The organism is Citrobacter freundii complex sp. 2025EL-00176 (genome assembly GCF_053309355.1).
This window is the reverse complement of the sequence record NZ_JBRYHT010000003.1, coordinates 232,412-246,994: the sequence shown is the minus strand read 5'-3', so window position 1 is coordinate 246,994 and position 14,583 is coordinate 232,412. Positions and strand designations below refer to the sequence as shown.

Sequence of the window (14,583 nt, the reverse complement as noted above, 5' to 3'; positions counted from 1 at the left end):
GCGGAGAATTTATTTCCAGAAAATAAAAGAACTGGAGTTTACAAGATGAGCAATCAAAATAACCAAAATGCGATAAATACGCTGACAAACATTGTCGCGAACTTTACCGCCATGATTTCTACCCGTATGCCCGACGACGTGGTGGATAAATTAAAACAGCTGCGTGAAGGCGAAGACTCGCCGATGGGTAAAATCATCTACCACACCATGTTTGACAACATGCAAAAGGCGATCGATCTGAACCGTCCGGCCTGTCAGGACACCGGCGAGATTATGTTCTTTGTAAAGGTCGGTTCCCGTTTTCCGCTGTTAGGTGAACTGCAAAGCATCCTGAAACAGGCCGTTGAAGACGCCACGGTCAAAGCGCCGCTGCGCCATAACGCGGTAGAGATTTTTGACGAAGTGAATACCGGCAAAAATACCGGCACCGGTGTGCCGTGGGTCACCTGGGACATCATTCCTGATAATGATGACGCGGAAATCGAAGTCTACATGGCAGGCGGCGGCTGTACCCTGCCAGGACGTTCAAAAGTGTTAATGCCTTCAGAAGGCTACGAAGGCGTCGTGAAATTTGTCTTCGAAAATATCTCCACGTTGGCCGTTAACGCCTGCCCGCCGGTGTTGGTGGGCGTAGGCATTGCCACCTCAGTAGAAACTGCCGCAGTGCTCTCCCGTAAAGCCGTGTTACGTCCTATCGGCTCACGTCATCCCAATCCAAAAGCGGCCGAACTGGAACTGCGTCTGGAAGAAGGGCTTAACCGCCTGGGTATTGGTCCGCAAGGGTTGACCGGCAATAGCTCCGTGATGGGCGTACATATCGAATCCGCCGCGCGCCACCCGTCGACTATCGGCGTTGCTGTTTCCACCGGCTGCTGGGCGCACCGTCGCGGCACGCTGTTGGTTCATGCCGATCTCTCCTTCGAAAATCTGTCTCACACCCGGAGCGCGTTATGAAAAAGATCCTCACAACCCCGATTAAAGCCGAAGATCTGGAAGACATTCGCGTTGGCGATGTCATTTACCTGAGCGGTACGCTGGTGACCTGCCGCGACGTGTGCCACCGTCGCCTGATCGAACTAAAACGCCCAATTCCTTATGACCTGAACGGCAAGGCTATTTTCCACGCCGGCCCAATCGTGCGTAAGAACGGTGAAAAATGGGAGATGGTCTCCGTCGGCCCAACCACCAGTATGCGTATGGAAGCCTTTGAGAAAGAGTTCATCGAGCAGACCGGCGTCAAACTGGTGGTCGGTAAAGGCGGGATGGGGCCATTGACAGAGGAAGGCTGCAAGCAGTTTAAAGCGCTGCACGTGATCTTCCCGGCAGGTTGCGCCGTACTGGCGGCCACTCAGGTTGAAGAGATTGAAGAAGTGCACTGGACGGAACTGGGCATGCCGGAATCCCTGTGGGTGTGTCGGGTCAAAGAGTTCGGTCCGTTGATTGTGTCTATCGACACCCACGGCAACAACCTGATCGCCGAAAACAAAAAGCTGTTCGCTGAACGCCGCGATCCCATCGTGGAAGAGATCTGCGAGCACGTGCATTACATCAAATAATCCTTCCGGAGAGGCGCAGCGCCTCTCCCCTTTCGCAGGGATATCACAATGGCACCTTTAGCTGGTTGGTGGCGATACCTGGCTCCGCTGGTGGTCATCGCCATTATTGCTGTTTTACCCGTCCCCACCGGTCTTGAGAGCCACACCTGGCTCTATTTTGCCGTCTTTACCGGTGTGATTGTGGGACTCATTCTGGAACCTGTACCCGGCGCGGTAGTGGCGATGATTGGTATTTCGATCATCGCCGTGCTTTCACCGTGGATCCTGTTCAGCCCGGAACAGCTCGCGCAGGACGGTTTTAAATTTACCGCCAAATCACTGTCGTGGGCCGTGTCTGGCTTTTCTAACTCGGTTATCTGGCTGATTTTCGCAGCCTTTATGTTTGGTACCGGCTATGAGAAAACCGGCCTCGGTCGGCGTATCGCGCTGATGTTAGTGAAAAAGATGGGGCACCGGACGCTGTTTCTCGGCTACGCGGTGATGTTCTCCGAGCTGATCCTCGCCCCCGTCACGCCCTCCAACTCCGCGCGCGGAGCCGGAATAATCTACCCGATTATCCGCAACCTGCCGCCGCTGTATAACTCCCAGCCCAATGACGCCAGTTCACGTTCTATTGGCTCCTACATCATGTGGATGGGCATTGTCGCCGACTGCGTCACCAGCGCAATTTTCTTAACGGCAATGGCGCCGAACCTGCTGCTGATCGGCCTGATGAAAGGCGCATCTCATACGGCGCTCAGTTGGGGCGACTGGTTCTTAGGCATGCTGCCGCTGAGCATTTTACTGGTGCTGATCGTGCCCTGGCTGGCGTATGTGCTGTACCCGCCGGCGCTGAAATCCGGCGATCAGGTACCGCGCTGGGCGGATACAGAGTTAAAAGCGATGGGACCGCTCTGCGCCCGTGAGAAAAAGATGCTGGGGCTGATGGTCGGCGCGCTGGTGTTGTGGATCTTCGGTGGCGATTATATTGACGCCGCGATGGTCGGTTACAGCGTGGTGGCATTGATGCTGGTACTGCGCATCATTAGTTGGGATGACATCGTCAGCAATAAAGCCGCATGGAACGTCTTTTTCTGGCTGGCCTCGCTGATAACCCTGGCGACCGGGCTGAATAACACCGGTTTTATTACCTGGTTCGGCAAACTGCTGGCAAACGGGCTGAGCGGCTATTCACCGATAATGGTGATGGTGGCGCTCATCGTGGTCTTTTATTTACTGCGCTACTTCTTTGCCAGCGCCACAGCGTATACCTCCGCCCTTGCGCCGATGATGATCGCCGCCGCGCTGGCGATGCCGGACATCCCGTTGCCGGTCTTCTGCCTGATGGTCGGCGCCGCTATTGGCCTGGGCAGTATTCTGACGCCCTATGCCACCGGCCCAAGCCCTATCTACTACGGCAGCGGCTATTTGCCAACGGTGGATTACTGGCGGCTGGGCGCTATTTTTGGCCTGATTTTCCTCGTACTGCTGGTGATCACCGGTCTGGTGTGGATGCCCCTCGTTTTACTGTAAACCCCTGGTGGGGCGACCTCTTGTCGCCCCTTTATCTATAAGCTTCTCATATGATCGATTTCCCGATGCGCTGAGGCATACTTTTTTGTATGCAAACACCCTCATGCTGATAAGGGAAACGCTCTGGACACGGTGGCGCACGAGACACTCACACGAGGTTGGCAGGCCGAGCTGGCTCTGCACTTTACCCGCACCGGACATAAAACGGCGCTCGCCTCGGCGCGTCACTATGGACCTTTGACGGTTCAACGTCCGTTTTATCCCGAAGAAGATGTCTGTCACCTCTATTTGCTTCATCCACCTGGCGGGATCGTTGGCGGTGATGAGCTACGTATTTCCGTATCCCTCGATGAAAACAGCCATGCGTTAATCACCCAACCCGGCGCGGGAAAATTTTATCGCAGCCGTGGGCCGCAGGCGCTGCTATGCCAGCATTTCACGCTCGCCCCGCACGCCACGCTGGAGTGGCTGCCGCAGGATACGATCTTCTTTCCCGGCGCGAATGCCACCGTCCAATCCGTATTTCATCTGACGTCTGCAAGCCATTTGCTGGCCTGGGATCTGCTATGTCTCGGACGCCCTGTCATGCAGGAAACGTTCAGCCACGGCACGCTACAAAACCGTCTGGAAGTGTGGCGGGATGGGCAACCGCTGCTGATAGAGCGTTTGCAGGTGCAGGAAGGGGATCTGAGCGGCGTCGCACATCATCCCTGGGTCGGTACGTTGCTGTGTTATCCGGCCAGCGAACAGATGCTGGAGGGGACGCGCGAGCGGCTTACGCCATTGGGGGATTATGTCGGGGCAACGCTTAACGACTCGCTGCTGACAATCCGCTTTCTTGCGAACGACAACCTGATTGTTCAGCGCGTTATGCGCGACATCTGGCAATTTCTGCGTCCGCTTCTGCTACACAAAATGCCCGTACTACCGCGAATCTGGCAAACCTAAGAGACCCCTTATGGAACTGACCCCCAGAGAAAAAGACAAGCTGTTGCTATTTACCGCCGCGCTGGTGGCGGAACGTCGCCTGGCCCGCGGGCTGAAGCTGAATTACCCGGAATCAGTGGCGCTGATTAGCGCTTTCATTATGGAAGGGGCACGCGACGGGCAAACCGTGGCCGCGCTGATGGAAGACGGGCGTCACGTGTTGCGCCGCGATCAGGTGATGGAAGGCGTACCAGAGATGATCCCGGATATTCAGGTTGAAGCCACATTCCCGGACGGTTCGAAGCTGGTCACCGTCCACAACCCGATCGTCTAAGGAGCGGCAATGATCCCAGGTGAGTATCAGATCTCAGCAGGCAACATTGCGATCAATCAGGGGCGCGAAACCTGCACGATCGTAGTGGAAAATCACGGCGACAGACCCATCCAGGTGGGATCGCACTATCACTTTTACGAGGTGAACCCGGCGCTGCGCTTTGACAGGGCGGCTACGCGGGGCTTCCGTCTGAACATTGCCGCAGGTACAGCGGTACGTTTTGAACCGGGGCAAAAGCGCGAAGTCGAACTGGTGCGCGTCGCAGGTGCACAAAGGATAGTAGGTTTTCGCAGTGAAGTGATGGGTGCGCTGGAGGCAGATCATGAGTGACATTTCCCGCCAGGCGTACGCCGATATGTTTGGCCCGACCACCGGCGATAAAGTGCGCCTGGCGGATACTGACCTGTGGATCGAGGTGGAAAAAGACTTCACCACCTACGGCGAAGAGGTCAAATTCGGCGGCGGAAAAGTGATCCGCGACGGTATGGGTCAGGGACAAATGCGCGCCCAGGGGTGTGTGGATCTGGTGATAACCAACGCGCTGATCGTTGATCACTGGGGGATCGTCAAAGCGGATATCGGCATCAAAGACGGCAGGATCTTCGCCATCGGCAAAGCGGGTAATCCCGATATTCAGCCCAATGTCACGATCCCGATAGGCGTAGGAACAGAAATCATCGCCGGAGAAGGCAAGATCGTCACCGCGGGCGGCGTGGATACGCATATTCACTGGATCTGCCCGCAGCAGGCGCAAGAAGCGCTGGTTTCCGGTGTGACGACGATGATCGGCGGTGGTACTGGTCCGGCCGCAGGCACCAACGCCACCACCTGCACGCCGGGCCCGTGGTATATCGCCCGTATGCTGCAGGCGGCAGACGCGTTGCCAGTTAACATTGGTTTGCTGGGTAAAGGCAATGGTTCAAACCCTGACGCCCTGCGCGAGCAAATCATTGCCGGCGCCATTGGCCTGAAGATCCACGAAGACTGGGGCGCCACACCTGCCGCTATCGACTGCGCACTGACCGTGGCCGACGAGATGGACATCCAGGTGGCGCTGCACAGTGACACGCTCAATGAGTCCGGTTTTGTTGAGGATACGCTGGCGGCGATCGGCGATCGCACCATTCATACCTTCCATACCGAAGGCGCGGGCGGCGGCCATGCGCCGGATATCATCACCGCCTGCGCACATCCGAATATTTTACCCTCCTCCACCAACCCGACGCTGCCTTATACCGTCAACACCATCGACGAGCATCTCGACATGCTGATGGTCTGCCACCACCTCGACCCGGATATCGCCGAAGACGTCGCCTTCGCCGAATCGCGCATTCGCCGGGAAACGATCGCAGCCGAAGATGTGCTGCATGACATTGGCGCGTTTTCCCTGACCTCGTCCGACTCACAGGCGATGGGGCGCGTGGGCGAAGTGATCCTGCGCACCTGGCAGGTGGCGCATCGCATGAAGATTCAGCGTGGCCCGCTGGCGGAAGAAACCGGCGACAACGACAACCTGCGCGTTAAACGCTATATCGCCAAGTACACCATCAATCCAGCGTTGACCCACGGTATCGCCCACGAAGTCGGCTCCGTTGAGGCTGGCAAACTGGCCGACCTGGTGCTGTGGTCGCCGGCCTTTTTTGGCGTAAAACCGGCGACCATCGTGAAGGGCGGGATGATTGTCTGCGCGCCGATGGGCGACATCAACGCCTCAATCCCCACCCCGCAGCCGGTGCATTACCGCATGATGTTCGGCGCACTCGGCGCGGCGCGGCATCACACCCGGCTGACCTTTATTTCACAGGCTGCCAACGCGCAAAACATCCCGCAGCAGCTCAATTTGCAAAGCGCTATCGCCGTCGTCAAAGGCTGCCGGACGGTGAAAAAGGCTGACATGATCCACAACGCCCTGCAACCCAATATCACCGTCGATGCCCAGACCTACGAGGTACGCATTGATGGTGAACTGATTACCAGCGACCCGGCAGACGTTTTGCCGATGGCGCAACGCTATTTCCTGTTTTAAGGAGTGAGGATGATCTACCTGACCCAACGACTTGACCACACCCACCGCGTCACCGCAAGCGTCACGTTACCCATTGATGTCCGGGTAAAAAGCCGCGCCAGAGTAACGCTGAGCGATGGCCGCGGAGCCGGCTTAATGCTACCGCGCGGTTTACTGTTACGCGGCGGCGATCTGCTGACTACCGACGATGGCCGCGAGGTGATCGAAGTGATCGCCGCGCCGGAGTCGGTTTCCGTCGTGCGCTGCGCCGACCCTTTCCTGCTCGCCAAAGCCTGTTACCACCTTGGTAATCGCCACGTACCATTGCAGATCCTGCCCGATGAGCTGCGCTACCACCACGATCATGTGCTGGACGATATGCTGCGCCAGTTCAACCTCGAGGTGGCGTTTGCCCAGTTGCCGTTTGAACCGGAAGCGGGTGCCTATGCGAGCGAGTCACACGGGCATCATCACGGTCATGCGCATTGATGCATAGCACCCAACAGCTGCGCCTGATGCAGCTCGCCAGCAGCAGTCTCCCGGTGGGATCGTTTACCTGGTCTCAGGGCCTGGAGTGGGCAGTAGAAATCGGCTGGGTGAAAAGCGTCAATGACTTCTCTGGCTGGCAAATCCAGCAGATGGAGCACAACTTTTTTACCGTCGACTTACCGCTGCTGGCGAGATTGTATCGCGCCTGTGAGCAGGACGATCTCGCCGCCGCGCGTCGCTGGACCGCTTACCTGCTGGCCTGTCGGGAAACCCGCGAACTGCGGGATGAAGAACGCAGCCGGGGCATAGCCTTTACGCGGCTGGTCACCGACTGGGAACCAGACTGTTCCCAGGAATGGCGCACGCTCTTTGCCGATAGCCAGCTGTGCGGTATGGCCTGGCTGGGTGTACGCTGGAAAATCCCCCTGACGAATCTGGCGTTAAGTCTCGGCTACAGCTGGATTGAGAGCGCCGTGATGGCAGGCGTCAAACTGGTTCCCTTTGGCCAGCAGGCGGCGCAGCGGCTGATTATTTCGCTCTGCGATCGTTATGCGCAAGGTCTGGCACAAGCGCTGGCGTACCCTGACACCTGCCTCGGATCCGCAACGCCGTTAGCCGCCATCGCGTCTGCCCGGCATGAAACCCAATATTCCCGCTTATTCCGTTCCTGAGGAGAAAAAATGAGTGACAACAAACATCCCCTGCGCGTGGGCGTTGGCGGCCCGGTTGGCTCCGGCAAAACGGCGCTGCTGGAAGCGTTATGCAAAGCCATGCGCAGCAGCTATCAACTGGCGGTCGTGACTAACGATATCTACACCAAAGAAGATCAGCGCATTCTCACCGAGGCTGGCGCACTGGAACCGGACAGGATCGTTGGTGTGGAAACTGGCGGCTGTCCGCATACCGCCATCCGCGAAGATGCGTCGATGAATCTGGCCGCGGTAGAAGCGCTGAGCGAGAAATTCGGCAACCTGGATCTGATTTTTGTAGAAAGCGGCGGCGATAACCTGAGCGCCACCTTCAGCCCGGAATTAGCGGATCTGACGATCTACGTGATCGACGTTGCCGAAGGCGAGAAGATCCCGCGTAAAGGCGGGCCGGGGATCACCAAATCCGATTTTCTGGTGATCAACAAAACCGATCTGGCCCCTTACGTGGGCGCTTCGCTGGAGGTGATGGAACGCGATACCCTGCGCATGCGCGGCGAGCGTCCGTGGACGTTTACTAACCTGAAGGCGGGGGACGGTCTGGCGACGATTATTGCGTTTCTGGAAGAAAAAGGAATGTTGCGGGTGTAGCGCGGTTTATCGCCGGGTGGCGGCTTCGCCTGACCCGACCTACGGTTTACCAGGCCCGGTAAGTGAAGCCACCACCGGGCAAAAACTCACGCCGCCGGTAATTCCGCTAGCGGCCAGCGTGGACGTACGGTCACGCCAAGATCCGCCGTTGCGCCCGCTTTAAAACGCACCATACCCGCGTAGGCGATCATCGCCCCGTTGTCGGTACAAAATTCCGGGCGCGCATAGAACACTTCGCCGCGGCGTTTTTGCATCATTTCGGCAAGCTTCGCGCGCAGCGTGCGGTTAGCGCTCACGCCCCCCGCCATCACCAGACGTTTAAAACCGGTTTGATCCAACGCGCGTTTGCACTTGATCATCAGCGTATCAACCACCGCATCTTCAAACGCTCGGGCGATATCTGCACGTGTCTGATCGTCATTTTCGTTATTACGAATCGTATTCGCGGCGAAGGTTTTCAGACCAGAGAAGCTGAAATCCAGTCCCGGACGATCGGTCATCGGACGCGGGAAGACAAAGCGTTTTTCCACACCCTGTGACGCCAGCTTAGACAGCATTGGACCGCCTGGATAATCCAGCCCCAGCAGCTTGGCAGTTTTGTCGAACGCTTCACCTGCCGCATCATCAATCGATTCGCCCAGTAATTCATACTGACCGATACCGGTGACGCTAATCAATTGCGTATGCCCGCCGGAAACCAGCAGCGCAACGAACGGAAAAGCAGGAGGATTCTCTTCCAGCATCGGCGCCAGCAGATGCCCTTCCATATGGTGCACAGGAATTGCCGGCACGCCCCAGGCGAACGCCAGTGAACGTCCTACGGTTGCGCCAACCAACAGCGCGCCAACCAGACCCGGACCCGCGGTATACGCCACCGCATCGATCTCTTTTGCCGTGAGTCCCGCTTCTTTCAGCGCGGCCTGAATCAGCGGTACGGTTTTACGTACGTGATCGCGCGAGGCCAGTTCTGGCACTACGCCGCCGTAGTCAGCATGTAATTTCACCTGACTATACAATTGGTTGGCTAAAAGACCTTTTTCATCGTCGTAAATGGCGATGCCGGTTTCATCGCAGGATGTTTCAATACCCAGTACACGCATGACTTGTTTTACCTCGCTCTATTACCGCGCAGTGTAGGACCAATGCGGGTTGATGTAAAACTTTGTTCGCCCCAGGCGAATGCCTCGTGTATACTCCTTGTCCTTATAAAAGTCCCTTTCAAAATCGCGTGGGTGCTTTACAAAGCAGCAGCAATTGCAGTAAAATTCCGCACCATTTTGAAATAAGCTGGCGTTGATGCCAGCGGCAAACCGAATTTATTAAAGGTGAGAGTTACATGCCGGTAATTAAAGTACGTGAAAACGAGCCGTTCGACGTAGCACTGCGTCGCTTCAAGCGTTCATGCGAAAAAGCAGGTGTTCTGGCGGAAGTTCGTCGTCGTGAGTTCTATGAAAAACCGACTACCGAACGTAAGCGCGCTAAAGCTTCTGCTGTGAAACGTCACGCGAAGAAACTGGCTCGCGAAAACGCACGCCGTACTCGTCTGTACTAATCCATTGAGAGCTAAAGCTCTCAATTCAGACTGAGTTGTAGTTGTAAGGCCGTGCTTCCGGAAGGAATGCGCGGCTTATTTTCGTTTATACACGTCATCATTCAAGCTGCCTCAGTGTTGGCTGCAGTCGCTCACCCCAGTCACGTACTGCTGTACGCTCCTGAGGATTCGCTTCCTTGCCGCCTTGATGCATCCTGAATGATTTTGTGTATATGAGTCATCAAAAAACAGGGGCTTATGGCTGGACGAATTCCTCGCGTTTTTATTAATGACCTGCTGGCAAGAACCGACATCGTCGATCTCATCGACGCGCGGGTAAAGCTGAAAAAGCAGGGCAAAAATTATCACGCGTGCTGTCCGTTCCATAACGAAAAAACCCCCTCTTTCACCGTAAACGGTGAAAAACAGTTTTATCACTGCTTTGGGTGTGGCGCGCATGGCAACGCCGTCGACTTTCTTATGAACTACGACAAGCTCGAGTTTGTGGAAACCGTCGAAGAACTGGCCGCAATGCACAACCTTGAAGTGCCCTATGAAGCAGGCAGTGGCCCCAGTCAGATAGAGCGCCATCAACGGCAAAGCCTTTATCAATTGATGGACGGCCTGAACACTTTTTATCAACAGTCTTTGATGCAACCCGCCGCTACCCCTGCGCGCCAGTACCTGGAAAAGCGAGGATTAAGTAGCGACGTTATCACCCGTTTTGCTATTGGTTTTGCGCCCCCCGGCTGGGACAACGTCCTGAAACGGTTTGGCGGCAATGCTGAGAATCGCAAATCGCTGGTCGATGCGGGGATGTTGGTCACCAACGATCAGGGACGCAGTTACGATCGCTTTCGCGAACGGGTGATGTTCCCCATCCGCGACAAACGTGGTCGGGTCATTGGTTTTGGTGGACGCGTGCTGGGCGATGCCCTGCCGAAGTATCTGAACTCCCCGGAAACCGATATTTTCCATAAAGGTCGCCAGCTGTATGGCCTTTATGAAGCCCAGCAGGATAACGCCGATCTGCAGCGCCTGTTAGTGGTAGAAGGCTATATGGATGTGGTGGCGCTGGCGCAATACGGCATTAACTACGCCGTGGCATCCCTTGGGACGTCAACCACCGCCGATCACATCCAACTGTTGTTCCGCGCGACAAACAACGTGATTTGCTGTTACGACGGCGACCGCGCCGGACGCGACGCAGCATGGCGCGCGCTGGAAACCGCACTGCCCTATATGACAGACGGCCGCCAGTTACGCTTTATGTTTTTACCTGATGGCGAAGACCCCGATACGTTAGTGCGTAAAGAAGGGAAAGAGGCCTTCGAAGCCCGGATGGAGCAGGCGTTGCCGCTCTCCGCGTTTTTATTTAATAGCCTGTTGCCGCAGGTTGATTTGAGTACCCCGGACGGACGCGCACAGCTCAGCACGCTGGCGTTACCGCTGATCACTCAGGTGCCGGGCGAAACGTTGCGCATTTATCTGCGACAGGAGTTGGGAAACAAGCTCGGCATTCTGGATGACAGCCAGCTTGAACGTTTAATGCCAAAACTGGCAGAAAATGGCGCTTCCCGCCCTGTTCCACAGCTAAAACGTACGACCATGCGTATACTTATAGGGTTGCTGGTGCAGAATCCGGACCTTGCTCCGCTGGTTCCGCCGTTAGGCGCGCTGGACAGCAATAAACTGCCTGGACTTGGCTTATTCAGAGAACTGGTCAACACTTGTCTGGCTCAGCCAGGCCTGACCACCGGCCAACTTTTAGAGCACTATCGTGGCACAAATGATGCTGCAACCCTTGAAAAACTGTCGATGTGGGACGATATAGCAGATAAAGATATCGCAGAAAAAACCTTCACCGACTCACTCAACCATATGTTTGATTCGATGCTTGAACTGCGCCAGGAAGAGTTGATAGCTCGTGAGCGCACACACGGTTTAAGCAGCGAAGAACGCCGGGAACTCTGGACGCTGAACCAGGAACTGGCCAAGAAATAAGAGAAAGACAAAACAAAGACAAAATCATTCGCGTTGTATCAAGACAGCAAGTGAACGAACGCCTGGGAGTGTACATAAGTACATGACCAGGAAGAGAGAACGCAGCTAACGCAGAGACAACGTGAAAGATGAAGTATTTAACGGCTTAACTGCCGAATATCGATCGGGAAGCCCCCGACAGCCGCACGGAGAGGCAGCGGCAAAATATAAGTATGCCCTCGTTTTGCCGTTGGCGGTTTTACCGCCCAACACCAATCAAACGAATTAAGTGTGGATACCGTCTTATGGAGCAAAACCCGCAGTCACAGCTGAAGCTTCTTGTCCAACGTGGTAAGGAGCAAGGCTATCTGACCTATGCCGAGGTCAATGACCATCTGCCGGAAGATATCGTCGATTCAGATCAAATCGAAGACATCATCCAAATGATCAATGACATGGGTATTCAGGTGATGGAAGAAGCACCTGATGCCGATGATCTGCTGCTTGCTGAAACCTCCAACAGCACCGATGAAGACGCGGAAGAAGCGGCTGCCCAGGTTCTGTCCAGCGTTGAGTCCGAAATCGGCCGTACAACAGACCCGGTCCGCATGTACATGCGTGAAATGGGTACCGTTGAACTGTTAACCCGTGAAGGCGAAATCGACATCGCTAAGCGCATCGAAGACGGGATTAACCAGGTTCAATGCTCCGTTGCCGAATACCCGGAAGCCATCACCTACCTGCTTGAGCAATACGATCGCGTAGAAGCTGAAGAAGCGCGTCTTTCCGATCTCATCACCGGCTTTGTCGATCCGAACGCGGAAGAAGACATGGCGCCAACGGCGACCCACGTCGGTTCTGAACTCTCTCAGGAAGAGTTGGACGACGATGAAGAAGAAGATGAAGAAGATGACGACGACAGCAGCGATGACGACAACAGCATCGACCCTGAATTAGCGCGTGAAAAATTCGGTGAACTACGTACCCAGTACGAAATCACCCGCGACACCATCAAAGCGAAAGGCCGCAGCCATGCTGCCGCGCAGGAAGAAATTCAGAAGCTGTCTGAAGTGTTCAAACAGTTCCGCCTGGTGCCGAAGCAGTTCGACTACCTGGTAAACAGCATGCGCGTCATGATGGACCGCGTGCGTACTCAGGAACGTCTGATCATGAAGCTCTGCGTTGAGCAGTGCAAAATGCCGAAGAAAAACTTCATCACCCTGTTCACTGGCAATGAAACCAGCGAAACGTGGTTCAACGCGGCTATCGCGATGAACAAACCGTGGTCTGAAAAACTGCACGACGTGGCAGATGACGTTCACCGCGGCCTGCAGAAACTGCAGCAGATTGAAGAAGAAACCGGCCTGACCATCGAGCAAGTTAAAGACATCAACCGTCGCATGTCCATCGGTGAGGCGAAAGCCCGTCGTGCGAAAAAAGAGATGGTTGAAGCGAACTTACGTCTGGTTATCTCTATCGCCAAGAAATACACCAACCGTGGTCTGCAGTTCCTGGATCTGATTCAGGAAGGCAACATCGGTCTGATGAAAGCGGTTGATAAGTTTGAATACCGTCGTGGTTACAAGTTCTCCACCTACGCAACCTGGTGGATCCGTCAGGCAATCACCCGCTCTATCGCGGATCAGGCGCGCACCATCCGTATTCCGGTGCATATGATTGAGACTATCAACAAGCTCAACCGTATCTCCCGCCAGATGCTGCAAGAGATGGGCCGCGAGCCGACGCCGGAAGAGCTGGCCGAACGCATGCTGATGCCGGAAGACAAGATCCGTAAAGTGCTGAAGATCGCCAAAGAGCCTATCTCCATGGAAACGCCGATCGGCGACGATGAAGATTCGCATCTGGGTGATTTCATCGAGGACACCACCCTCGAGCTGCCGCTGGACTCTGCCACCACCGAGAGCCTGCGTGCCGCAACGCACGACGTTCTGGCTGGCCTGACCGCCCGTGAAGCGAAAGTGCTGCGTATGCGTTTCGGTATCGATATGAACACCGACCACACGCTGGAAGAAGTAGGTAAACAGTTCGACGTTACCCGCGAACGTATCCGTCAGATCGAAGCGAAGGCGCTGCGTAAACTGCGCCACCCGAGCCGTTCTGAAGTGTTGCGTAGCTTCCTCGACGATTAATCTCGCCGTATAAGTTCAAACGCCACCGCAAGGTGGCGTTTTTATTTACATCCCGCGCATGACCAGCGCGTCATCCAGCTCGCGATACGCCTCCACCAGCTTATCCAGTGTAATCCGGCTCAATCCGCTGGGATTTGGCAATACCCAAATCTGCGTCGCGCCAATGGTCAACGTCTGCTTTCCCCACTGCGCTCCGCGCTGACTGAAGCCTTGCTCGAACGCCTGCTTGCCAAGGATCGCCAGCGCCGCGGGCTGATAGTCATCAATCTTTTCAATAAGCTTACGGCCACCGCTACGCATCTCCTGTAGCTTCACTTCATTAGCCTGCACCGTCGGCCTGTCGACAAATTTAGTCACGCCACAGCGGAAATCCAGCAGGTGTTGCGCCTCTTCTGGTTTCAGCTGGCGATCGGTAAATCCCGCCTGATGGATGACCTTCCAGAAGCGATTGGCGGGATGCGCAAAGGGGAAACCTGTACCTGCGGAAGATAGCCCCGGATTGATGCCGCAAAACACCACCCGCAGTCCCGGTGCCAGTATGTCCTTAACCATAATTACTCCGAACAATACATCAGAGTAACAGTATAACGGACTGAAAATACATTGTTTATAAAATCAGCATCCGTACGCTTATGTCTGGATTGCGACGCGGAGTTACTTTATAATCCACCGCCACGGCCCCTTAGCTCAGTGGTTAGAGCAGGCGACTCATAATCGCTTGGTCGCTGGTTCAAGTCCAGCAGGGGCCACCAAATTTTAACTGTAAAATCATATAATTAAGCCACTCAAACGAGTGGC

The 14,583-nt window shown here is 55.4% G+C and carries 15 protein-coding genes and 1 tRNA gene; 14 read left to right on the top strand and 2 right to left on the bottom strand.

The genetic code is table 11. The features are described 5' to 3' along the window. Nucleotides 1-45: 45 nt before the first annotated feature. The 10 genes from ttdA to ureG all read left to right on the top strand — a co-directional run bounded on the left by ttdA (nt 46) and on the right by ureG (nt 8,121). On the top strand, nt 46-954 hold the full coding sequence (gene ttdA, locus ACVXHP_RS10135) for a L(+)-tartrate dehydratase subunit alpha (protein WP_038633966.1): 909 nt from the start codon (nt 46-48) through the stop codon (nt 952-954). Further along, complete coding sequence (gene ttdB, locus ACVXHP_RS10130; protein WP_200009062.1) at nt 951-1,556, top strand: L(+)-tartrate dehydratase subunit beta; 606 nt, start codon at nt 951-953, stop codon at nt 1,554-1,556. Before ttdA ends, ttdB begins: the two co-directional genes overlap by 4 nt. 48 nt (nt 1,557-1,604) lie before the next feature. Further along, a complete protein-coding gene (locus ACVXHP_RS10125) occupies nt 1,605-3,068 on the top strand; it encodes an anion permease (RefSeq protein WP_447571375.1) in 1,464 nt (487 codons plus the stop codon). 123 nt (nt 3,069-3,191) lie between these two features. Then, nucleotides 3,192-4,016: an urease accessory protein UreD gene (locus tag ACVXHP_RS10120; protein ID WP_447571424.1), complete on the top strand. Its 825-nt coding sequence runs from the start codon at nt 3,192-3,194 to the stop codon at nt 4,014-4,016. A gap of 10 nt (nt 4,017-4,026) precedes the next feature. Next, nucleotides 4,027-4,329 (top strand): urease subunit gamma, encoded by a 303-nt coding sequence (locus ACVXHP_RS10115; RefSeq protein ID WP_003024678.1) that lies wholly within the window; start codon nt 4,027-4,029, stop codon nt 4,327-4,329. Between the two features lie 9 nt (nt 4,330-4,338). Continuing rightward, the gene (locus tag ACVXHP_RS10110) at nt 4,339-4,659 is read left to right on the top strand and encodes an urease subunit beta (protein ID WP_304702181.1); all 321 of its coding nucleotides are present in this window, start codon (nt 4,339-4,341) and stop codon (nt 4,657-4,659) included. Continuing rightward, nucleotides 4,652-6,355, top strand: a complete 1,704-nt coding sequence (ureC, locus tag ACVXHP_RS10105; RefSeq protein ID WP_447571374.1) for an urease subunit alpha — start codon at nt 4,652-4,654, stop codon at nt 6,353-6,355. Before ACVXHP_RS10110 ends, ureC begins: the two co-directional genes overlap by 8 nt. A gap of 9 nt (nt 6,356-6,364) precedes the next feature. Next, on the top strand, nt 6,365-6,823 hold the full coding sequence (gene ureE / locus ACVXHP_RS10100; RefSeq protein ID WP_447571373.1) for an urease accessory protein UreE: 459 nt from the start codon (nt 6,365-6,367) through the stop codon (nt 6,821-6,823). Then, entirely contained in the window at nt 6,823-7,494 is a 672-nt protein-coding gene (locus ACVXHP_RS10095) for an urease accessory protein UreF (RefSeq protein WP_304702183.1), read from the top strand. Before ureE ends, ACVXHP_RS10095 begins: the two co-directional genes overlap by 1 nt. Nucleotides 7,495-7,503: 9 nt before the next feature. Next, the gene (gene ureG, locus ACVXHP_RS10090; RefSeq protein WP_447571372.1) at nt 7,504-8,121 is read left to right on the top strand and encodes an urease accessory protein UreG; all 618 of its coding nucleotides are present in this window, start codon (nt 7,504-7,506) and stop codon (nt 8,119-8,121) included. 86 nt (nt 8,122-8,207) lie between these two features. Here the strand turns inward: ureG and tsaD are convergent, their stop codons facing one another. Continuing rightward, on the bottom strand, nt 8,208-9,221 hold the full coding sequence (gene tsaD / locus ACVXHP_RS10085; protein ID WP_038633989.1) for a tRNA (adenosine(37)-N6)-threonylcarbamoyltransferase complex transferase subunit TsaD: 1,014 nt from the start codon (nt 9,219-9,221) through the stop codon (nt 8,208-8,210). A gap of 236 nt (nt 9,222-9,457) precedes the next feature. On the opposite strand from tsaD, the gene rpsU reads away from it, so the two are divergent. From rpsU to rpoD, 3 genes are all read left to right on the top strand, one after another. Next, nucleotides 9,458-9,673 carry a 30S ribosomal protein S21 gene (gene rpsU / locus ACVXHP_RS10080; RefSeq protein ID WP_001144069.1) on the top strand — a complete coding sequence of 72 codons (216 nt, stop codon included), beginning with the start codon at nt 9,458-9,460 and terminating at the stop codon, nt 9,671-9,673. 237 nt (nt 9,674-9,910) lie between these two features. Continuing rightward, complete coding sequence (gene dnaG / locus ACVXHP_RS10075) at nt 9,911-11,656, top strand: DNA primase (RefSeq protein WP_447571371.1); 1,746 nt, start codon at nt 9,911-9,913, stop codon at nt 11,654-11,656. Nucleotides 11,657-11,940: 284 nt separating this feature from the next. After that, complete coding sequence (rpoD, locus tag ACVXHP_RS10070) at nt 11,941-13,785, top strand: RNA polymerase sigma factor RpoD (RefSeq protein ID WP_304702184.1); 1,845 nt, start codon at nt 11,941-11,943, stop codon at nt 13,783-13,785. A 45-nt stretch (nt 13,786-13,830) separates the two neighbouring features. On the opposite strand, the gene mug is transcribed toward rpoD, so the two are convergent. After that, the gene (mug, locus tag ACVXHP_RS10065) at nt 13,831-14,337 is read right to left on the bottom strand and encodes a G/U mismatch-specific DNA glycosylase (protein ID WP_069324359.1); all 507 of its coding nucleotides are present in this window, start codon (nt 14,335-14,337) and stop codon (nt 13,831-13,833) included. A 124-nt stretch (nt 14,338-14,461) separates the two neighbouring features. Here mug and ACVXHP_RS10060 point away from each other — a divergent pair. Next, nucleotides 14,462-14,537 (top strand) — tRNA-Ile (locus ACVXHP_RS10060). The last annotated feature ends 46 nt before the right edge of the window (nt 14,538-14,583 follow it).